16 protein-coding genes are annotated in these 21,468 nt (G+C 53.2%); 11 read left to right on the plus strand and 5 right to left on the minus strand.

Features of this window, described 5'->3' with window-relative positions:
• Positions 1 to 222: 222 nt before the first annotated feature.
• Both acnA and EH207_RS07950 read left to right on the plus strand, forming a co-directional pair.
• Positions 223 to 2,895, plus strand: coding sequence for an aconitate hydratase AcnA (gene acnA / locus EH207_RS07945; protein ID WP_137713496.1), 2,673 nt, complete (start codon positions 223 to 225; stop codon positions 2,893 to 2,895).
• 210 nt (positions 2,896 to 3,105) lie between these two features.
• A complete protein-coding gene (locus EH207_RS07950) occupies positions 3,106 to 4,677 on the plus strand; it encodes an ABC transporter substrate-binding protein (protein WP_246048962.1) in 1,572 nt (523 codons plus the stop codon).
• A 48-nt stretch (positions 4,678 to 4,725) separates the two neighbouring features.
• On the opposite strand, the gene ribA is transcribed toward EH207_RS07950, so the two are convergent.
• The gene (gene ribA, locus EH207_RS07955; protein WP_137713498.1) at positions 4,726 to 5,319 is read right to left on the minus strand and encodes a GTP cyclohydrolase II; all 594 of its coding nucleotides are present in this window, start codon (positions 5,317 to 5,319) and stop codon (positions 4,726 to 4,728) included.
• A gap of 202 nt (positions 5,320 to 5,521) precedes the next feature.
• On the opposite strand from ribA, the gene pgpB reads away from it, so the two are divergent.
• The 5 genes from pgpB to yciH all read left to right on the plus strand — a co-directional run bounded on the left by pgpB (position 5,522) and on the right by yciH (position 9,416).
• The gene (pgpB, locus tag EH207_RS07960) at positions 5,522 to 6,289 is read left to right on the plus strand and encodes a phosphatidylglycerophosphatase B (RefSeq protein ID WP_137713499.1); all 768 of its coding nucleotides are present in this window, start codon (positions 5,522 to 5,524) and stop codon (positions 6,287 to 6,289) included.
• Positions 6,290 to 6,659: 370 nt separating this feature from the next.
• Positions 6,660 to 6,965 carry a LapA family protein gene (locus EH207_RS07965; protein ID WP_137713500.1) on the plus strand — a complete coding sequence of 102 codons (306 nt, stop codon included), beginning with the start codon at positions 6,660 to 6,662 and terminating at the stop codon, positions 6,963 to 6,965.
• 13 nt (positions 6,966 to 6,978) lie between these two features.
• Positions 6,979 to 8,148: a lipopolysaccharide assembly protein LapB gene (gene lapB, locus EH207_RS07970; RefSeq protein ID WP_137713501.1), complete on the plus strand. Its 1,170-nt coding sequence runs from the start codon at positions 6,979 to 6,981 to the stop codon at positions 8,146 to 8,148.
• A gap of 198 nt (positions 8,149 to 8,346) precedes the next feature.
• A complete protein-coding gene (pyrF, locus tag EH207_RS07975) occupies positions 8,347 to 9,087 on the plus strand; it encodes an orotidine-5'-phosphate decarboxylase (protein WP_137713502.1) in 741 nt (246 codons plus the stop codon).
• Positions 9,087 to 9,416 (plus strand): stress response translation initiation inhibitor YciH, encoded by a 330-nt coding sequence (gene yciH / locus EH207_RS07980; protein WP_137713503.1) that lies wholly within the window; start codon positions 9,087 to 9,089, stop codon positions 9,414 to 9,416. Before pyrF ends, yciH begins: the two co-directional genes overlap by 1 nt.
• 80 nt (positions 9,417 to 9,496) lie before the next feature.
• Here yciH and osmB read toward each other — a convergent pair whose 3' ends face one another.
• Positions 9,497 to 9,709 (minus strand): osmotically-inducible lipoprotein OsmB, encoded by a 213-nt coding sequence (gene osmB / locus EH207_RS07985; RefSeq protein ID WP_113869068.1) that lies wholly within the window; start codon positions 9,707 to 9,709, stop codon positions 9,497 to 9,499.
• 338 nt (positions 9,710 to 10,047) lie between these two features.
• On the opposite strand from osmB, the gene araD reads away from it, so the two are divergent.
• Together araD and EH207_RS07995 are read left to right on the plus strand one after the other, a co-directional pair.
• Positions 10,048 to 10,743 (plus strand): L-ribulose-5-phosphate 4-epimerase, encoded by a 696-nt coding sequence (gene araD / locus EH207_RS07990; protein WP_137713504.1) that lies wholly within the window; start codon positions 10,048 to 10,050, stop codon positions 10,741 to 10,743.
• A 305-nt stretch (positions 10,744 to 11,048) separates the two neighbouring features.
• Positions 11,049 to 11,489: a VirK family protein gene (locus EH207_RS07995; RefSeq protein ID WP_175413657.1), complete on the plus strand. Its 441-nt coding sequence runs from the start codon at positions 11,049 to 11,051 to the stop codon at positions 11,487 to 11,489.
• 71 nt (positions 11,490 to 11,560) lie between these two features.
• On the opposite strand, the gene EH207_RS08000 is transcribed toward EH207_RS07995, so the two are convergent.
• The 3 genes from EH207_RS08000 to EH207_RS08010 form a co-directional block, all read right to left on the minus strand.
• Positions 11,561 to 13,627, minus strand: coding sequence for a carbon starvation CstA family protein (locus EH207_RS08000; RefSeq protein ID WP_137713506.1), 2,067 nt, complete (start codon positions 13,625 to 13,627; stop codon positions 11,561 to 11,563).
• Between the two features lie 258 nt (positions 13,628 to 13,885).
• Positions 13,886 to 15,820, minus strand: coding sequence for an exoribonuclease II (locus EH207_RS08005; RefSeq protein ID WP_137713507.1), 1,935 nt, complete (start codon positions 15,818 to 15,820; stop codon positions 13,886 to 13,888).
• Positions 15,821 to 15,912: 92 nt separating this feature from the next.
• On the minus strand, positions 15,913 to 18,225 hold the full coding sequence (locus EH207_RS08010; protein WP_137713508.1) for an FdhF/YdeP family oxidoreductase: 2,313 nt from the start codon (positions 18,223 to 18,225) through the stop codon (positions 15,913 to 15,915).
• A gap of 250 nt (positions 18,226 to 18,475) precedes the next feature.
• Between EH207_RS08010 and EH207_RS08015 the strand changes: the two genes are divergently transcribed.
• The gene (locus EH207_RS08015) at positions 18,476 to 20,074 is read left to right on the plus strand and encodes a PTS transporter subunit EIIC (RefSeq protein ID WP_137713509.1); all 1,599 of its coding nucleotides are present in this window, start codon (positions 18,476 to 18,478) and stop codon (positions 20,072 to 20,074) included.
• Between the two features lie 34 nt (positions 20,075 to 20,108).
• Entirely contained in the window at positions 20,109 to 21,434 is a 1,326-nt protein-coding gene (locus EH207_RS08020) for a 6-phospho-alpha-glucosidase (RefSeq protein ID WP_137715301.1), read from the plus strand.
• Positions 21,435 to 21,468: the final 34 nt, after the last annotated feature.

Raw genomic sequence — 21,468 nt, forward strand, 5'->3', positions numbered from 1 at the left:
TTTTAAAGTATATTGCCGCCGTGAAATTTCTTTATCACTTTTATTACTCCCCACTCAATAGCGCTTCTCAATAGTCAATGACTATTGCTGCATTATCTCTCTTTGTTGCGAAAACGTTATATTTTGTTTGTGTTATCTTTAAATAAGACCGTATGGTTAAGCTGGGTATTAATGACCGGCCGACACAAAATAACGATTCGCTTGATCATTTTGGGAGGTAGCATGTCAGCTCTTTATCGCGATTCTTGCCTGGATACCCTGACAGTTCGGCAACAAATTTATCATTATTACAGCCTGTCTCTGGCGGCCCGGCAGCTCGGTTCGCTGGAAAACTTACCCAAATCTTTAAAAGTGTTACTGGAGAATCTGTTACGCCATCTGGATGGCGAAACCGTCCGACAGGATGATTTACGGGCCGTGGTTTCTTGGTTAAAAACCGGGCATATCGATAGAGAAATCGCCTATCGTCCTGCCCGCGTGCTGATGCAGGATTTTACCGGCGTGCCCGCGGTGGTTGATCTGGCCGCAATGCGCGCCGCGGTGCACCGTCTGGGAGGCGACGTAGGCAAAGTCAATCCTCTAACGCCGGTGGATCTGGTTATTGACCACTCGGTGACCGTTGACCACTTTGGCAATCAGCAGTCGATGGCGGATAACACGCAGTTGGAAATGGCGCGCAATTACGAGCGCTACCAGTTTCTGCGCTGGGGCCAGGGCGCTTTTAGCCATTTCAGGGTTGTGCCGCCCGGAACGGGGATCTGTCACCAGGTGAACCTGGAATATCTGGCAAAGGCGGTCTGGCATGAGACACAGAACGGTAAAACGATTGCCTATCCCGATACGCTGGTCGGAACCGACTCACACACCACCATGATTAACGGCCTGGGCGTGTTGGGTTGGGGCGTCGGCGGTATTGAAGCGGAAGCGGCCATGCTGGGGCAGCCGATATCCATGCTGGTGCCGGACGTGGTGGGGGTCAGGCTGACAGGAAAAATGCGGGAAGGGATCACCGCAACCGATCTGGTGCTGACGATAACGCAAATGCTGCGTAAACACGGGGTAGTTGGCAAATTCGTTGAGTTCTATGGCGACGGTCTCGATTATTTACCGCTGGCCGATCGTGCCACCATCGCTAATATGGCGCCGGAATACGGCGCGACCTGCGGCTTTTTTCCGGTTGACCAAATCACGTTGGAATATATGCGGTTAACCAACCGGAGCGATGAACAAATCGCGCTGGTGGAAGCCTACAGCAAGCAGCAGGGGCTGTGGCGTAACGCGGGGGATGAGCCGGTATTCACCAGCCAGTTGGCATTGGATTTGGGAAGCGTCGAAACCAGTCTTGCCGGCCCGAAGCGACCGCAGGATCGGGTGGCGCTGGCGGATGTGCCGAAGGCGTTTAACGCGAGCAGAGAGCTGGATCTCAATTCGATAAAAAGCCAGCCGGATTATGAGGACTTTTCGCTGGAGGGTGAGACGCACCGGCTGAATCAGGGAGCGGTGGTGATCGCGGCGATAACCTCCTGTACCAATACCTCCAATCCCAGCGTATTGATGACCGCTGGCTTGCTGGCGAAGAATGCCGTCAAGCGCGGACTGAAAAAGCAACCCTGGGTGAAAACCTCACTGGCGCCGGGCTCGCGTGTGGTAACCGACTACTATGACAAAGCCGGATTGACGGCATACCTTGATGCGTTGGGTTTCAATCTGGTGGGGTATGGCTGCACCACCTGTATCGGTAATTCCGGTCCGTTGCCTGACGCCATTGAAGCGGCGATAAAAAAGGGCGATTTAACGGTTGGCGCCGTGCTGTCAGGAAACCGTAACTTTGAGGGACGTATTCATCCGCTGGTAAAAACCAATTGGCTGGCGTCGCCGCCGCTGGTGGTCGCCTATGCGCTGGCCGGGAATATGAACATCGATCTTACCGCTAAACCGCTGGGCGAAGATCGACATGGAAATCCGGTTTATATGCGCGATATCTGGCCTTCCGCGCAGGAAGTGGCCAACGCGGTATTGAATGTCAGCGCCGATATGTTCCACAAACAGTACTCGGCCGTGTTTGAAGGCACTCAGGAGTGGAAAGATATCGAGGTGGATAACAATCCGACCTATCAATGGCCGCCGAATTCGACTTATATCCGTCAGACGCCTTTTTTCCTTGAGATGGGGAAAGTGCCGGAGCCGGTAAAGGATATTCATAACGCGCGCATACTGGCCATATTGAGCGATTCGGTAACGACCGACCATATCTCTCCTGCCGGCAACATCAAACGTGACAGTCCCGCCGGGCGTTATCTGCTGGAACGCGGCGTCGAAAGCAGTGAGTTCAACTCATATGGTTCGCGCCGCGGCAATCACGAAGTGATGATGCGTGGGACGTTTGCCAATATTCGTATTCGTAATGAAATGGTGCCCGGAAGAGAAGGGGGCTATACCCGTCATGTGCCTTCTCAGAACGAGATGACCATATACGACGCGGCGATGCGTTATCAGGAGGAAAACGTTCCGCTGGCGCTTTTCGCGGGCAAAGAGTATGGCTCAGGCTCCAGCCGCGACTGGGCGGCCAAAGGACCGAGGTTGCTGGGCGTGCGCGTGGTGATTGCAGAGTCTTTTGAACGTATTCACCGTTCAAATCTGATCGGGATGGGGATTCTGCCGCTGGAATTCGCGCAGGGGGTTACGCGTAAAACGTTGCGGCTGACCGGGGATGAGCAAATATCCATTACCGGGCTGAACCAACTGACGCCCGGCGCCACGGTCGAGGTCGTGATTGACGATAGTGCGGGGAATCGTTCGGTGATTGAAACCCGGTGCCGCATTGATACGCGCAACGAACTGACCTATTACCAGAACGACGGTATTCTGCATTATGTGATCCGCAATATGCTATGACGCTGTCATGGCCTAGACGATATGACCGCGCCGGCATATCGTCACTCTTCAAGTCGTCGTGCTTGCGACGTAGGGCGCGGGTGCGGTATATCTTTTCAAATGTGGTAATAGGTGGTTAAAGAATAAGGGCATCCTATGCATAGACATTTTGGGTTAAACGGCGCCGGGAAAAAAGCGAAGTATAGGTTGCTGTTGCCGCTTTGTTTGGCGATGACTTCAGGTGCCGTGTCTGCGGCGCAAGTGCCTGCGGGCGTTCAACTGGCGGACAAACAGGAACTGGTGCGCGGCAACGGTAGTGAGCCGGCGTCGCTCGATCCGCATAAAGTGGAAAGTGATGTTGAAGCAAACCTTATTCATGACTTTTTTGAAAAGCTGGTTTCGGTGAAAGACGACGGCAGCATTTCCGGCGGTCTGGCTGAAAAGTGGGAGCAACAGAATCATCAGGTTTGGACATTCCATTTGCGCCCGGATCTGAAATGGTCCGATGGAAGCCCGATTACCGCCGATGATGTGGTATTCAGTTGGCAGCGCCTCGCCGATCCGAAAACCCTCTCCCCTTATCAGTCCTATATCACCAGTATGTATCTGCGCAACGCTGAGGATGTCACGGCAGGCAAGAAGCCCCCCGGCGCATTAGGCATTAAGGCGCTGGATAAGCAAACGGTACAGATTGAGCTCGATCGGCCATTGTCCTATTTTCTGTCGATGACCGATCATTTTGCGGTGGTGACATTACCGAAAGCGGCGATTGAAAAATATGGCGATAAGTGGACGCAACCCGGTAATTTCGTTAGCAGCGGTCCTTTTACATTGAGCGAATGGGTGGTCAATGAGCGGATTGTCGGGAAACGGAACCCCCGTTATTGGGATAATACGCATACGATACTGAACAAAGTGACCTATCTGCCCATTGTGTCAAATACGGCTGAAGTTAATCGTTACCGGGCGGGAGAAGTGGACGTGACTTCCACCTTGCCGCCGCATCTGTTCAAATCGCTAAAAGCTGAATTGCCCGATCAGGTTAAAGTGGCTCCGCAGTTGTCAACGTACTACTACAAATTCAATACGCAAAAACCGCCGTTTAACGATCCGCGCGTAAGACGAGCGTTGGATCTGGCGTTGGACAAAACTGTCATTGCCGAAAAAGTGCTGGGCATGGGACAGGTGCCTGCTTATAGCCCGTTGCCTGCGGGGATGGCGGGTTATATCAGTGAACAACCTGAGTGGGCGGCCTGGACACAGCAGCAAAGAAACGCCGAGGCGAAAAAACTGCTGTCCGAAGCGGGTTATAGCGCGGAGCGGCCGTTGAAGTTCAACCTGCTTTACAATACATCGGAGTCGCATCAGCGGATTGCGATTGCCGCCAGTTCCATGTGGAAGCAGGTGCTGGGTGTTGAGGCAAGGCTGAAGAATCAGGAGTGGAAAACCATGCTGGACACGATGCGTAGCGGTAATTTTGAGGTGGTCAGAACGTCCTGGCAGGCGGATTACAACGAGCCTTCCACCTATTTCGATATCTTGCGTACCGGGAACAGCAATAATCAGGGTAAATTCACTCATGCTAAATACGACGCCCTGCTGGATCAGGCGGTCAACGCGGATACTTTAGCGGCGCGTAATACCGCTTATCATCAAGCGGAAAAAATTCTTCAGCAACTCGTTCCGCTGCTTCCCATCTATTACTATGTGCACGCGCAGTTGGTAAAACCCTATATCGGCGGATTTAAGCCAGATCTGAAAGCGGAGATATACAGTAAGGATATTTATATCATCAGGCATTAAGACAGGGGGGATGCCAGGGGCAGCCTGGCATTCACGTTTATCGAGGTGTTATTTCGTATCCAGTAGGTGGCCCATTTTGGTGGCTTTCGTTGCCAGATAACGTTCATTTTTCGGATTACGGCCAACCTGCAACGGCACACGTTCAACGATATTGATGCCGGCTTCATTCAGGATTTTGACCTTCAGCGGGTTGTTGGTCAGTAAACGCACTTCGTCTACGCCTAGCAGTTTGAACATGTCCGCGCACAGGGTGAAATCACGTTCGTCCGCGGCAAAACCCAACTGGTGATTGGCTTCTACCGTATCGGCGCCCAAATCCTGCAACGCATAAGCGCGAATTTTATTCAGTAAACCAATATTGCGCCCTTCCTGACGGTGGTACAGCAATACGCCACGACCCGCTTCGGCAATGTGGCTCAGCGCCGCCTCAAGCTGGAATCCGCAATCACAACGCAGGCTAAACAATGCATCGCCCGTCAGGCACTCGGAATGCACTCGGGCCAGCACCGGCGCCGGACCCGAAATATCACCATAGACCAGCGCGAGATGATCGTGTCCTGTCGCAATCTCTTCAAATCCTACCATCAGGAAATCGCCCCAGGGGGTGGGTAATTTGGCATCTGCCACCCGTTTTAGCTGCATGTGATTCTCCAAAAAACAAAAATGCTGACGCGCATCCTACTGCCGGATTGGGGGATTGACCAGCAGGAAATTGTGGGGCAATCGCGCGCTCATTGACAGAACTGGTCGCTATTTTACGCCATACTGACAGTTCATGCCGGTTTTTCTGATAGCATTTAGAAAGATTGTCTTTCAGCATCGCACTGAATTGTAGGGAGAAAGAATGTACGAAATCGCCAAAAGAACCACCATTGGCGCAACATTACTGCTCATCATGCCATTCATAATTTGGATAAGCGGATGGCAGTGGCAGCCAGAATATGGTGGTTTGTGGTTAAAGATGCTGTTTTGGATAACCGAAACGGTCACCTCGCCCTGGGGCACACTGACCAGCACGCTGTTAAGCGCCTGGTTTTTATGGTGTCTGCGTTTTCGGCTCAAGCCTGCGCTTGGGGTACTGGTCATCATGGTGATTACGGTGCTTATCGGGCAGGGGGTAAAGTCCGGCATTAAAGAATGGGCACGGGAACCGCGGCCATATGTTGTCTGGCTGGAAAAAAATCACCAGGTTGACGAAGGTTATTTCTACGCTTTGCCGCGTAAAGAACGTGCCGAACTGGTTAAATCCCAACTGCGGAATGAACAACAGATTCCAGCATGGCTACGCCAGCACTGGCAGTTTGAAACCGGGTTTGCTTTCCCTTCCGGTCATGGGATGTTCGCCGCAACCTGGGCGCTGCTGGCTGTCGGGTTATTGTGGACTCGCCGACACTACAAAACCGTTGCGGTACTGATGATCTGGGCCTGCGCGGTGATGGGAAGCCGTCTGGTTTTGGGTATGCACTGGCCACGCGATCTGATCGCCGCCACCTTTATCAGTTGGCTTCTGGTGCTGGTTGCCTGCTGGCTGGCTCAGCGCTGGTGCGGCCCGTTTTCATTACAGCAGGCAGAAATCGAGGAGCAGGCCGCCAGGGATGCGGTCAACAATTGACCTTTGTCGATAGGCCGCCGTTTAACGTTATTTCAGTCTGTAGTACAGCGGGTGACGTCCTGTCACTCGCCTATAGGCGACTGTAATCAACGGCGCGCTTCAGTCATTTCTGCTTGTCTTATCCCTTCGCTATAATAAGGCGTAGCGATCTTGAATCTTAATTTTATTCATCTTGCTTTGACTCGTTTTCTCTCCTAATGACAGCACGCTGGCTGTGTATTCTGCCTGGAATAAATAATAAGTGCGGGTGGCGGCAGAGAGAAGGCGGCCGATATTTCCCTGTCTGAACGGGAAATGGTAATTTAATGGGGTTTATCGTCAAAATTTGGCATAATTCATTCGGTTAATGGGATATCACAGGAAAGAAAACGTGAAATATTTACTGATTTTTTTACTCGTGCTGGCGATATTCATCATTTCTGTCACACTGGGCGCGCATAACGATCAGGTGGTTACCTTTAATTATCTGCTGGCGCAAGGCGATTATCGCGTATCAACGCTGCTCGCCACGCTGTTTGCGCTGGGTTTTGTCCTAGGCTGGGTAATTTGCGGCCTGTTTTATCTGCGTCAGCGCATTGCGTTGGGCCGAGCACAACGTAAACTCAAGCGTCTGGAGCAACAACTTCCTGCCTCGAATGAGGAAAGTGTGACGCCAGAACAGCCCGTCACCCACTAAGGAATCATTCTCTATGTTAGAACTGCTGTTTCTGTTGCTGCCCGTGGCCGCCGCTTACGGCTGGTACATGGGGCGCAGAAGTGCGCAGCAGGATAAAGAACAGGAGTCTAATCGTCTGTCGCGTGAGTATGTGACGGGTGTGAACTTCCTGCTTTCTAATCAGCAGGATAAAGCTGTTGAACTCTTTCTTGATATGCTTAAAGACGACAGCAATACATTTGAAGCCCACCTTACGCTCGGTAATTTGTTCCGCTCTCGCGGCGAAGTTGACCGCGCCATTCGCATTCATCAGGCGCTGACAGAAAGTTCCTCTCTAACGTTTGAACAGCGCCTGCTGGCGGTGCAACAACTTGGGCGTGATTATGTGGCGGCGGGGTTATACGACCGCGCGGAAGAGATCTTAAATCAACTGGTCGAGGAAGAGGATTTCCGGCGTAGTGCCTTGCAACAGCTATTGCAGATTCATCAGTTAACCAGTGATTGGCTCAACGCTATCGAAGTCGCCGAAAAATTGGTGAAAATGGGGAAAGAAGAACTCCGGGTGGAGATCGCGCATTTTTACTGTGAACAGGCGTTGCTTGCCCTGGGCAGTGACGATCAGGACAAAGCACTGTCGTTGCTGAAAAAAGGCGCCGCGGCGGACAAACAGTGCGCAAGGGCTTCCATCATGATGGGCCGTATTTACATGGCCCAGCAGGACTATGCCCGGGCAGTTGATTCGTTGCAGCAGGTTCTCTTTCAGGATAAAAACCTGGTTAGCGAAACCCTGCCTATGCTACAGGAATGCTATCAGCACTTGCAGCAACCCCTGAACTGGGCTGATTTCCTCAAGCGTTGTGTCGAAGAAAATACGGGCGCCACGGCCGAATTGATGCTGGCCGATATCCTTGAGCATGAGCAAGGGGCGGAAGCGGCGCAGATTTATATCAATCGTCAGCTTCAACGTCACCCTACAATGCGCGTGTTTCACCGGCTGATGGATTTCCATTTGCATGAAGCCGAAGACGGCAGGGCAAAAGAGAGCCTTTTGGTTTTACGCGACATGGTAGGCGAACAGATCCGCACCAAACCGCGTTATAGCTGTCATAAATGTGGTTTTACCTCTCAGTCCTTATATTGGCATTGTCCTTCCTGCCGCGCCTGGGCAAGCATCAAACCGATTCGTGGCTTAGACGGCCAATAATTTTCGCTATCTTACGGGGGCGGAATTCTGTTAATGCACTTTAGTTACAACATACTTATGACTAAACACAATTACTGTTCCAGAACTGGCTTTACATCCCTTTGCTGTACAGTTGGCTGGGATTCAAGCCGCGGGGCATGTAGAATGCGGCGGGAATTTTCGTCGTGATTAATGTTTTGCTAGAGCAAGGGGTGACATGTGACACACAAAAATCCGCAAGAAAACAGCCAGGCTTCTTCATCCCCGATTATTGTGGCGCTGGACTATGCCGATCGCCAGGCAGCATTGTCATTTGTTGAACGCATCGATCCTCGGTCTTGTCGTTTAAAAGTGGGCAAAGAGATGTTTACGCTGTTTGGCCCGCAGTTTGTGCAGACGCTTCAACAGCGTGGTTTTGATGTTTTCCTCGATCTGAAATTCCACGACATCCCGAATACGGCCGCGCACGCGGTTGCAGCGGCGGCCGAACTGGGCGTGTGGATGGTGAACGTCCATGCCAGCGGCGGGGCGCGGATGATGACGGCGGCGAAAGAGGCGCTATTGCCTTTCGGCAGCGATGCGCCGCTGTTGATTGCGGTGACGGTGCTGACCAGTATCGATGCCGACGATTTGCGTGGCCTGGGAATTACCGCCACGCCTGCGGAGCAGGCGGAACGGTTGGCGGTACTGACGCAAAACTGCGGTCTGGACGGGGTGGTGTGTTCTGCGCAAGAGGCGGAACGCCTGAAGCAGGTGTGCGGTCAATCATTCAAACTGGTTACACCGGGAATTCGTCCTGCTGGCAGCGACGCAGGCGATCAGCGCCGTATCATGACGCCGGTTCAGGCCCAGCATGCGGGAGTGGATTATATGGTGATTGGCCGTCCGATTACCCAATCATCCAATCCGGCTGAAACGCTGCGCGATATCTATGCTTCATTGCTGAGCGGGGAAGAATAATGAGCAACCGTGATAACAGTCGTCTGGTGTATTCAACAGAAAGCGGACGTATCAAACCAGAAGAACAGAAAGCGGTTCGTCTGCAAGGCGACGGCATTGTGCGTATTCAACGTCAGGTCAGCGGGCGTAAAGGGAAAGGTGTGTGCGTTATTAGTGGTATCGATCTTGATGATGCCGCTCTGGACCAACTGGCCGCCGAATTAAAGAAAAAATGCGGCTGTGGCGGTTCAGTCAAGGATGGCGTTATTGAGATACAAGGCGATAAACGCGATCTGTTGAAACAACTCCTTGAAGTAAAAGGGATGAAGGTAAAGCTGGCTGGAGGATGAGCGGCGTTTGGCTTACTGGCGGCGTTGATTAATGATAACAGCAGGCTTGAAAGGCGAGCGGCCTGCTGTCAGTGAATTCGTTAATCTACCTGACGACCAATCAGGCCGCCAATGGCTGCGCCGCCCAACGTACCCAACGTTCCGCCGTCGGTGAGTATGGCTCCGCCCACGGCGCCGGCCCCTGCCCCGATCGCGGTGTTACGATCGCGCTTAGACATGTTTGAACAGCCTGCGAGCGTAACCACCAAGGTAATGGCTAACGCGGCAGTAGCAAAACGTTTGTTTAATTTCATGTTTTTCCCCTTTTAACTCTTGGCCTCACGCTAGTAGGTGAGGAAAATATCGTATAACTGCTTTTTCACGGTATTAAATAATAACACCATGCCTTCCTTTGATTACCGGCTAGTATAATCATCGGCAAAAACCGCAACAGGTAAAAAATCTTAATTCAGACACGTTAAGTTAACGATAGCAACAATTGGTAAAATGGGCGCTTTTTGTTCATGCGCATCAGGCTGCAAATCTCGCGTTGCAGCAGAACACCAACCGATCTTTAGCGATTTAGCCCATAGCAGTGCGTGCAGACGACCGCGAGAATGGCGTGATAGCTATTCGCTGCGGGGGGGCAATCATGTTGGAAGCGCTAAAAAAACAGGTGTTGGAGGCTAATCTGGCATTGCCGCGGCATCATTTGGTGACGTTTACCTGGGGAAATGTCAGTGCGGTGGATCGGCAGCAAGGTCTGATGGTCATTAAACCGTCTGGCGTTGAATACGCCGCGATGACGATTGACGACATGGTCGTCGTGGAACTGGAGAGCGGCAAAGTGGTGGAGGGGACGAAAAAACCGTCTTCGGATACTGATACCCACCGCGTACTGTATCTGGCGTTTGCCGAGATTGGCGGCATTGTCCATACCCATTCCCGCCATGCCACGATTTGGGCGCAGGCCGGAAAAGCGATTCCCGCCTGGGGAACGACGCATGCTGATTATTTCTACGGCGATATTCCCTGCACGCGCCTGATGACCGACGAAGAGATCAACGGGCGCTATGAGTGGCAAACGGGTAGGGTGATTGTTGAAACCTTTCAGAGTAGCCAACTTTCTCCCGTCACTATTCCTGCGGTATTGGTCAACGCGCACGGACCGTTTGCCTGGGGAAAAGATGCAGATAACGCGGTACACAATGCGGTAGTGTTGGAAGAGATCGCCTACATGGGGATTTTTTCGCGCCAGTTGACGCCTGAACTGAGCGATATGCAACAAACTTTACTGGATAAACACTACCTGCGTAAGCACGGTAAAAATGCTTATTACGGGCAGTAGGTGGGAATCTGGATTTATGTTTCAGTGAAACGTTATTGCCGCTCTTTTATAACTAACCCTTCCCTCTTTGCTAATGGCGTAATAATTACTATTTAATATTATTTTTAATAAAATCATGTATTCGATAGATAGCGCCAATTATTTTAATTGTCTGTTTGTCAATGAATGATTGTTGTTAATAGTCCTTGTCTTTTATTCTGAAAGATGAAATATTTCCGTGGCCCATTTCGATATTTTGTTAATTTTTATTCCCGTGGAGAAAAGGAAATATGTTTTTTGCCAAACGTTTTTTTAAAGAAAACAGGATGTCATCTTTTTTTGGCATGAAGAAAGTTGTTTTTACCGCACTGTTATGCAGTCTTTCCCATTACAGTTTTGCCTATCCGCTTAATACGTTGTCCGATGTTAAGCGCGAGTTGGATAAAGGCGAACGACTCAATCTGACGATAGATTTAACGCAGTGCGCCAACCCGGATACCGGCGCGACGGGCACCATGAAAGGCGGTCTGGTGATTAATGCTTATCTGATCCGGCCAGACGGTTCCCTGGCTTTTGCAGACACGCGCCAGACGGTGACGAATGAAAACAAACCTGTGGCGCAAATTCTTCGCTACCGGTCGAAGGATGAATATACGATAACGTTTTCAATGCGGTTATTTTCCCTCCCTGACTGGCAGCCTACCGGTAATGCCGCGCAGTATGATTGTACTATTAACAAGGCAATCAAATTTTACTCGCATGACTGATACTGCTTTGCGCGCCACGCTTTGCCGTGGCGCTTTATTTTTACGTCTCTTCAGTTGTTTGCACGTTTCACTCAAATTTGATGAGTTTCCTCTCGTAAAACAACGGCCGTTTCTTTCGCGGTGGGCGTATCGCTATTCATTGCTCGGCGAATAACAAAGAAAGCCGAAATCAACATGGTGACGGCGACCAGCATAAAGAAGCCACACAGCGCGGCATTAATCTGGTTACTGAACACGATGGTTTCCATGTCTTTAATGCTCTTGGCTGGCGGAATCAATGTGCCTTGCTCGATACCCGCGGCAAAACGTTTTGCCTGTGCCAGAAAGCCGATGCTGGGTTTTTCGTGGAAAATTTTCTGCCAACCGGCGGTCATTGAGGTGATGAACAGCCAAACAGTCGGTATGATAGTGACCCACGCATAGCGCTGCTTTTTCATTTTGAACAATACGACCGTACCGAGGATCAGCGCCATAGAAGCAAGCATCTGATTACCGATGCCGAACAGCGGCCACAGGGTATTGATTCCGCCCAGCGGGTCGATAACGCCCTGATAGACGAAGAATCCCCAGCCAGAAACGGCGACGGTCGTTCCCGCCAGATTACCCAGCCAGGAGTGACTTTTCCCCATGCCGGGAATAATCACACCCACCAGATCCTGCACCATGAAGCGGCAGGCCCGCGTACCCGCATCAACGGCGGTCAGAATAAACAGCGCTTCAAACAAGATGGCGAAGTGATACCAGAAGGCCATCATTGCCCGGCTGTTAAAAATTTCGGTAATGATATACGCCATGCCCACCGCAAAGGTGGGGGCGCCACCGGCCCGGGACAGCACCGAGTTCTCGCCGACATCTTTGGCGATGTCGCTAAGTTCCTGCGGGGTAATCACAAATCCCCAGCTATTGATCACCTGAGAGGCATTTTCCACCGTGGTGCCGATTAACGCGGCGGGGGAGTTCATGGCGAAATAAACGCCCGGCTCAATAACCGAGGCGCAAATTAACGCCATGATAGCAACGAACGATTCCATCAGCATGGCGCCATAGCCAATAAAGCGGATATGGCTTTCACGTTCAACCAGTTTGGGCGTTGTCCCGCTGGATACCAGCGCGTGGAAACCGGAAATGGCGCCGCAGGCGATGGTGATAAACAGGAAGGGGAACAAGCTGCCGGAGAACACCGGGCCTGAACCGTCAATAAAGCGTGAAACCGACGGCATTTTCATTTCAGGCATGGCAAAGACGATACCCACAGCCAGTCCGACAATCACCCCGATTTTCAGGAAGGTGGAGAGATAGTCGCGTGGTGCCAGCAGGAGCCACACCGGAAGCACCGAGGCGACAAAGCCATAGCACACCAGTATCCAGGTCAACGATGTTCCTTGCAGGGTAAAGAACGGCCCCCAGTAGGGATGCGCGGCGATGTTGCCGCCATAGACAATCGCCAGCATCATCAACACAAAGCCGATGATGGAGACTTCCGCGATTTTGCCGGGGCGCAGGAGGCGCATATAAACGCCCATGAACAACGCAATGGGAATTGTGGCGGCAATAGTGAATAATCCCCAGGGGCTATCGGCCAGCGCTTTGACCACCACCAGCGCCAGTGCGGAGAGGATGATAATCATCACGCCCAATGCGCCCAGCATGGTGATCACCCCGGCGAAGGCGCCCAATTCCTGCTTGGCCATTTCCCCCAACGAACGTCCGTCACGGCGTGTAGAGATAAACAGTACTAGGAAGTCCTGCACGGCGCCTGCCAGCATCACGCCGACCAGAATCCAGATGGTGCCGGGCAGAAAGCCCATTTGGGCTGCCAGAATCGGACCTACCAGCGGGCCAGCGCCGGCGATGGCCGCAAAATGGTGGCCGAACAGCACCCATTTATTGGTGGGGACGTAATCCAGACCATCGTTGTGTCGCTCCGCTGGCGTCAAACGACGATCGTCGAGCGCAAAGACTTTTTGGGCGATAAACAAACTATAAAAGCGGTAGGCAATGCTATAACAAGCCACTGAAGCAACCACCAGCCACACAGCATTCACGTGTTCACCACGGCTTAATGCCAATATAGCGAAAGCGGTTGCTCCCGCCAGACCGACTAACAGCCAGATCACCATGCTCTTGACGTTATTCATAGCAACGGCTCCTTCGTTATTCAGGAAGAGATATAGCGTGCGTGTCAATGCAATTTAACAATAGTGCGTTTAAGGCCGGAGAGAAGCGCAGGTATTTGAAAGTGTGAGCAGCAATAAATTTTTGTAAATAAATTTAAAGGTGAAAGCGAATGCGCGGGAAGCGATTGACCAGAAAGCCGTTTTGCCGGATGGCCGATGCGGGACAATGCGACGCATTGTCCCGTGTTTTTCTGCAACCAAAGGAGAAGAGCCGCCGCGTTATGCGGCAGGTTTTGCCAGTATACTGCGGGTTTCCAGACGAACTTCGGCAATCAGCACGTTGAAGTTATCGCCCTGACGGTACACCACCTCGCCTTTGACGGAGACGGTTCCCATCTCCTGGCTGCATACCAGTTCGTCGCGCACGGGATGGATAAAGGAGGACGGGATGAATGCCGCCGCGCCATTATCCAGCAATCGAACGCGCAGACCGCCGCGAGTGACATCCATGATCTCCGCCGGGAAGTGAGTGTCCGTTCCGGCTTTATCCTTCAGAAAACGGGCATACAGCCAGTCGCCGACATCTCGCTCCGCCATCCGGTTCAGGCGGCGGCGTTCCGCCAATTGAGCGGTAATTTCGTCCTGCGGTTTGTCAGCGGGCTGACCGGCGATCACCGCTTTCAACAGGCGATGGTTAATCATATCGCCGTATTTACGAATCGGTGACGTCCAGGTCGCATAGGCTTCCAGACCCAGACCAAAGTGGGGGCCTGGCGTGGTGCTGACCTCGGCGAAAGACTGGAAGCGGCGGATACGGCTATCCAGGAACGATGTGGGTTGCGCATCGAGTTCCCGGCGAAGCGTACAGAAGCCCTCAAGCGTCAGTAATGCCTGCGCATCGGCCTTGATCCCGTGGGTATCCAGCACGGTTACCGCCTGTTCGACCGAGGCGGGATCAAAGCCGTTATGAATGTTGTAAATGCCAAAACCCAATTTGTCGCGCAGTACCAGCGCCGCACAGATGTTGGCTGCGATCATCGCTTCTTCCACAATGCGGTTAGCGATACGGCGCGGTTCGACCACGATATCCAATACTTCGCCTTTTTCACCTAACAGGAAGCGGTAGTCAGGGCGATCTTTAAACACCAGCGCATGGGCATTGCGCCACTCAGCGCGGGCCAGACAAATACGGTGCAATAAACGAATTTGTTCGGCAATGGCGTCGCTGGACGGGCGCCATTCGCCTTTTACCTCGAGCCAGTCGGAAACTTCGTCATAAACCAGCTTGGCTTTGGATTCGATCCAGGCGGCGAAGAAATGGATATCGTCGCCCAGCGCCCCATCCGCGCCAATGGTGACGCGGCAGGCCAGCACCGGGCGGCGTTCATTCGGCCGCAGCGAACAGATATCGTCTGACAACGGGCGCGGCAGCATGGGAATATTGAAGCCGGGCAGGTAGTTGGTGAAAGCTCGCCGGCGCGCGATGTTGTCCAGCTCGCTGCCGATGGCGACATAGGCTGTCGGGTCGGCAATCGCGATAGTCAGTTGCAGCGTGCCGTCGCCGTTATCCTGAGCGTACAGGGCATCATCCATGTCTTCCGTGCTGGCGCTGTCGATGGTGACAAAGCTGAGCGCGGTCAGATCCTCACTCACCAGTTCGCCATCATTCCGATCAGTCGCGTCAGCTTCCGGCGCGGCCTGCTCCAGATTGTGACGTGACAATGTCACCCACCACGGCGCCAGCGGGTCATCGCCGGTGGTGATATATTGCGTCAGCTCGGCGTGAAAGCCGCGATCGCCTTTAAGCGGATGGCGGCGCATTTCCGCCACGGCCCAGTCCCCTTCCTGAAACGCATGGCTGACATCACGCGCGGCGCGGCAGGGAATCGCCTCTTTTAACAGCGGATGATCGGGAACGATGGATAGACGATCGTCTTTTTTCTGAACCCGCCCCACAAAGCGGGTCAGGAAAGGTTCAATCAGGGATTCAGGCTCTGCAATCTCACGCTCTTTTTCGGTATGCAGCGTGGCGGTAATTCGGTCGCCATGCATCACCTTCTTCATGTGCGGAGGCGGGATGAAATAGCTCTTTTGCGCATCAGCTTCAAGAAAGCCAAAGCCTTTGTCGGTGCCCTTAACGACACCTTCAACACGTGGCGTCTGAGAATGAAGTTGCTGTTTTAGCTGTGCAAGCAGCGGATTATCTTGAAACATGGCGTCCAGAAATACGGTTGTAAGTAGCTCGATTAGCGGCAAACAGTTTTACGCGAATCGGGTGCCGGCGGCAAGCCTGACGTGCGGTTCCGTCACGCGATACGCAGTGATGGTTCGGCCGGCTCGCTACGGCATATTCTCACCGGTACGGATTTTGAGGTTGGCGTATGAGTTTCGTCGCCAAAGCTGGATAACGGCACCAGCGGGTTGGTTTCCGGGTAGTAGGCCGCCAGGTTGCCGCGCGGAATGTTGTAGCCGACCAGCTTGAAACCGCTCACTTTTCGGGTGATGCCATCGTTCCACAGGGTTTCGATATCCACCCGCTCGCCCTCTTCCAGCCCCAGCGCCGCGATATCGTCAGGATGGATGAACAACACTTCCCGCTGGCCGTATACGCCACGATAGCGATCATCCAAACCATAAATCGTGGTGTTGTATTGATCGTGGGAGCGTAACGTTTGCAGGGTAAAGGGCGCCGCTTGATCAGCCAACTGGGGAAACAGCGAGTCGGGCAGCGGCGCGAGGCTGAACTGCGCTTTGCCGCTGGCGGTGTTAAAGCGCAGCTCGGCGGCGGCATTGCCCAGAAAAAATCCGCCGGGCAAATCACAGTCGGCGTTAAAGTGCTCGAAGCCGGGGATGGTCGCGGCGATATGATCGCGGATAAGCGCGTAGTCGTCCGCCAGCGCCAACCAGTCCAGTTTTTCATTCCCCAATATGGCATGGGCGATCCCCGCAACAATCGCGGTTTCAGATTGTTGCAAAGGGGACAACGGCTGACCGACTCCCTGAGAGGCGTGCACCATGCTGAATGAATCTTCGACGGTAATAAATTGTGGCCCGCTAGCCTGCATATCGAGGTCGGTGCGTCCCAGCGCCGGCAGAATCAGTGCGTCAACCCGACCGGTAACCAAGTGGCTGCGATTCAGCTTGGTACTGATATGAACCGTCAGATCGCAACGGCTGAGCGCCTGTTCGGTACGCGCGGTGTCGGGGGCGGCGGCGGCGAGATTTCCCCCCAGCGCGATCAATACGCTCACCTCGCCGCGCAGCATCGCTTCCAGCGCTTCGACGGTGTTATGTCCCGGCGCATAGGGCGGAGTGAAATCAAAATGCGACGCCAGCCGATCCAGAAACGCGGCGGAAGGCTTTTCATCAATGCCCATGGTGCGGTTGCCTTGCACATTACTGTGTCCGCGAACCGGGCATAGCCCGGCCCCTGGTCTGCCTAACTGACCGAACAACAGTTGCAAATTGACGATTTCCCGGACGGTGGCGACGGAGTGTTTATGCTGCGTCACGCCCATCGCCCAGGTACAAATGACGCGGGGCGATTGCTGATAAATGGCTGCCACATAACGCAACTGGGTTTCGCTTAATCCTGATTGCCGCTCGATCTTCCGCCAACTGGTGGCATCCACCACAGCCAGATAGTCGTCAACCTGCCGGGTGTGCGCGAACAGGAACGACTGATCGAACAGACCCGGCTCCCCGGCGGCAAGACGCAGGCGGTGCGTTTCCAGTAAGGCTTTCACCATGCCGCGGACGGCGGCCATATCCCCGCCCAGATTGGGTTGCAGATAGGTTTCGCTGATGGCGCCGGAGAGCGGCGTCAGGAGTTGCAGCGGGTTTTGCGGATTGGAAAAGCGTTCCAGACCGCGCTCACGCAGCGTGTTGAACGAAACAATATGTGCGCCGCGATTGGCTGCGTGGCTCAGGCTGTGCAGCATTCGGGGATGATTGGTGCCGGGATTCTGGCCGAAAACGAAAATCGCGTCGGCATACTCAAAATCGTCCAGACGAATGGTGCCTTTACCGACGCCAATGCTCTGCTTCAGCCCGGTGCCGCTGGCTTCATGACACATATTCGAGCAGTCGGGGAAATTGTTGGTTCCCAACATGCGTCCAAACAACTGATACAGATAAGATGCTTCGTTACTGGCGCGGCCGGAGGTGTAAAGCTCCAGTCGGTCAGTATGCGCCATATTGGTGACATGAGCGGCAATCAGGGAAAAAGCGTCATCCCAACTGATGGGCACATAGCGATCGCTGGCGCGGTCATAGCGCATCGGGTGCGTCAAGCGCCCCTGATATTCGAGGAAATAATCACTTTGTCGACGCAGGGTTGCCACGCTGTGCGCGGCGAAGAAATCGAGGCCTACCGCTTTGCTCGTGGCTTCCCAGCTCACGGCTTTCGCGCCGTTCTCGCAGAAGCTGAACGTGCTGCTGTTGTCATCGCCCCAGGCGCAACCCGGACAATCAAATCCTTTTGATTTATTGACGCGTAACAAGTTTTTAATATTTTTCAGCGCTTGTCTGCTGTCCAGAACAAATCGCGCGGTGGCCTCCAGAGAACCCCAGCCCCCAGCAGCATTGCGATATGGCTTAATGGATGGTTTGAAATTCATTGTTAAATCCGCAGGTGTTAATGTTTTATATATGTGAACAAAAATTTAAATATTTGCTCTTGTTATGTGAGTCTAGGGTGTGTCCGTCACACCGTCTAATCAAATGGCGCTATGGAGGGATAGAGGGGGGTTATCGAGGTTTAAAATGTGACTCAGTGCTGATTCTGATTATTTTGTCTAGTTGTCTATACAAATAACTCCGTTTTCCGGGTATTACTTAACCAGTACGGAAAAACAGGAAAAACGAACGATGAAAGATTTTGGCACTAAAATTCATGCTTTCGGGAAAGCGTTAATGATGCCGATTTCGGTTATCGCCGCCGCCGGGATTTTTCTCGGTCTGGCGGCGGCGATGCAGAATCCGGCCGTGACCGGCGATGCTTTTGCCGATATGAAAATCCCTCAGTTGGTGATCGGTTTTATCCGCCAGATCGCCGGAGCGCTGTTTGCCAATCTGCCGCTATTTTTTGCTGTCGCCAGCGCGATCGGCCTGGCCAATGCGGAGAAACCCACTGCCGCGTTTGCTGCGGTGATTGGTTTTATCTCCATGCACGTCGGGGTCAGGGCCACGCTCGCCGCACAAAACCTGACGCCGGTGACCACCGCCGTTGATGCGCTGACCGCCGCGGGCATGGACCATACCGCTGCGCTGATGTATGCGGCGGAGTTTACGCAAACGTTGGGGATTTTTACCTATAACATGAGCGTGCTGGGCGGGGTGATCGCCGGGGTGGTAACGGCGCTGCTGCACAACCGCTTCTATACGATTGAATTGCCGACTGCCATCAGCTTTTTTGGCGGACGGCGGTTTGTGCCCATCATCACCGTACTTTTCCTGCCGCTGGTGGGACTGGGGTTAGCGCTCATCTGGCCGGTTATCGGCAAAGGGATAATAGCCTGGGTAGGTGAACTGATCGGCCAGAGCGGGCAGTACGGTGCGTTTTTATACGGGTTCTCCGAACGCATTCTAATCCCTACCGGGTTGCACCATATCCTCAATGAAACGGTGCGTTTTACGCCAATCGGCGGGGTGGCCAGCGTGGATGGACAAACCATCGTCGGCGCACTGAATATTTTCAATGTGTCATTAACCCATCCCGGCGCGATGAGTGACGACATCATCCGTGAAGCCACCCAATTCCTGGCTCAGGGCAAAGTCCCCATCATGATGTTTGGCCTGCCCGGTGCGGCGCTGGCGATGTATCACTGCGCCCGCCCGGAACACAAAAAACGGGTCAAGGCGCTGATGTGGGCTGGGGGGCTGGCCTCGTTCACCACAGGTATTACCGAGCCGCTAGAATTCTGCTTCATTTTTGTCTCACCCCTCCTTTATCTGGTTCACGCGGCGTTGAGCGGCCTGTCTTTTATGCTGATGTCCATGCTGCATCTGATGATCGGCAATATTCAGGGGGGCGCGATCGACCTGGTGGTGTTCGGCATACTGGGCGGAGCGAAAACGCAATGGTGGTATGCGGTGTTGCTGGGGCTGATTTATCTTCCGGTTTACTACTTTACCTTCAGATTCATTATCAGGCGGATGAATGTTGAAACGCCGGGGCGGGAAGCGGAAGAGACAGCGCGTGAAGTTGCGCCGGTCAGCGCGGATGAACGTACCAAAACCATCATTACCGGTCTGGGTGGCGAGAGCAATATTGAAGAGGTGGATTGCTGCTTCACCCGTCTGCGCGTGCTGGTGAAAGACATGAATCGGGTGGAGGATAAAACCTTAATGTCCACCGGGGCGAATGGCATTAAACGGGTTAACGAGCACAACATTCAGGTGATTTACGGTCCGAAAGTGGAAAAAATCGCCAACGATGTTAAAACCGCGCTTGGAGTGACGGTGTAACGTTTTTTTCAACCATATGAGAGAGACAATGGCGATGACGAAAAGATACAGTATTGTAATTGTGGGGGGCGGTTCAACCTGGACGCCGGGACTGTTGAAAGCGCTGTGCAAACGTAAAGCGACCTTCCCTTTACAGCGGCTGGTGATGTTTGATGTTAATGCGCAGCGTCAGGCGGTGATCGGCGATTTTGCCCGACTGTTGTTTGACGAAGAGTATCCCGAACTGGATTTTTCCTACACCACGGATGTGGATGAAGCCTTTAGCGGGGTGGATTTTGTATTTTGCCAGATGCGTACCGGCGGCTATGAAATGCGTGAAAAGGATGAAAAAATCCCGCTGTCGCTGGGCGTTATCGGGCAGGAAACCTGCGGCCCCGGCGGTTTTGCCTACGGTATGCGCTCCATCGGCGATATGATCGAACTGGTGCAGCGGGTGCGTAGCCGTTCGCCGGATGCCTGGATTCTCAATTATACCAATCCGGCGGCGATTGTCGCCGATGCGCTACGGGTGAAATTTCCTCACGATCGGCGAATTCTCAATATCTGCGATCAGCCGGTCAATCTGCTGCGCTCTTACGCGCGTTTGCTGGCGCGGGATGTGAATGAATTCGAGCCGGTCTATTTTGGTCTGAATCATTTTGGCTGGTTTACCCATCTGTACGATCGTCAGGGTATTGATTTGCTGCCGCAGTTGAAAGAAATCATCAGCAATCAGGGATTCAAACCGGCGGATGCGGAGCAGCGCGATCGCTCATGGCTGGATACCTATGCGGTTGTGGCCGATATGCTGCACGATTTCCCGGACTATCTGCCCAATACCTATCTGCAATACTACCTTTATCCCGAATATAAGCTCAGCAAGCTGGACCCGAATTTCACCCGCGCCAACGAAGTGATGGCGGGACGCGAGAAGCGGGTGTTTGAAACCTGCCGCGCCGCGGTGAAAGCAGGTACGACCAAAGATGCCAGCGTGGTGCACAACGACGCGCATGGCGACATGATTGTCGAAGTGGCGGAGTCCATCGCCTATAACCAACACCGCATTTTCGTGGTGATCGTGGAAAATAACGGACTGGTCAACAATCTGGACGACACCGCGATGGTGGAAGTGGCGGCGACGTTGGGGATTAACGGGCCGCGGCCTTATGGCGTGGGGAATATTCCTACCTTCTATAAGGGGATGATTGAGCAGCAGTTTGCCTATGAACGGCTGACTGTCGAAGCCTGGTTCGAGGGGTCTTACGGCAAAGCTTTGCAGGCGCTGACGCTTAATCGTCTGGTGGTGGATGCCAAAAAAGCCCGCAAGGTGCTGGATGCGCTGATCGAGGCGAATAAGGGGTATTGGCCTGCGCTGAAATAAAGCGTTGGCTGATCGGCTTCAGCGGGTCGAGATA

The sequence above is a fragment of the Brenneria rubrifaciens genome (assembly GCF_005484945.1).
GTDB lineage: Bacteria > Pseudomonadota > Gammaproteobacteria > Enterobacterales > Enterobacteriaceae > Brenneria > Brenneria rubrifaciens.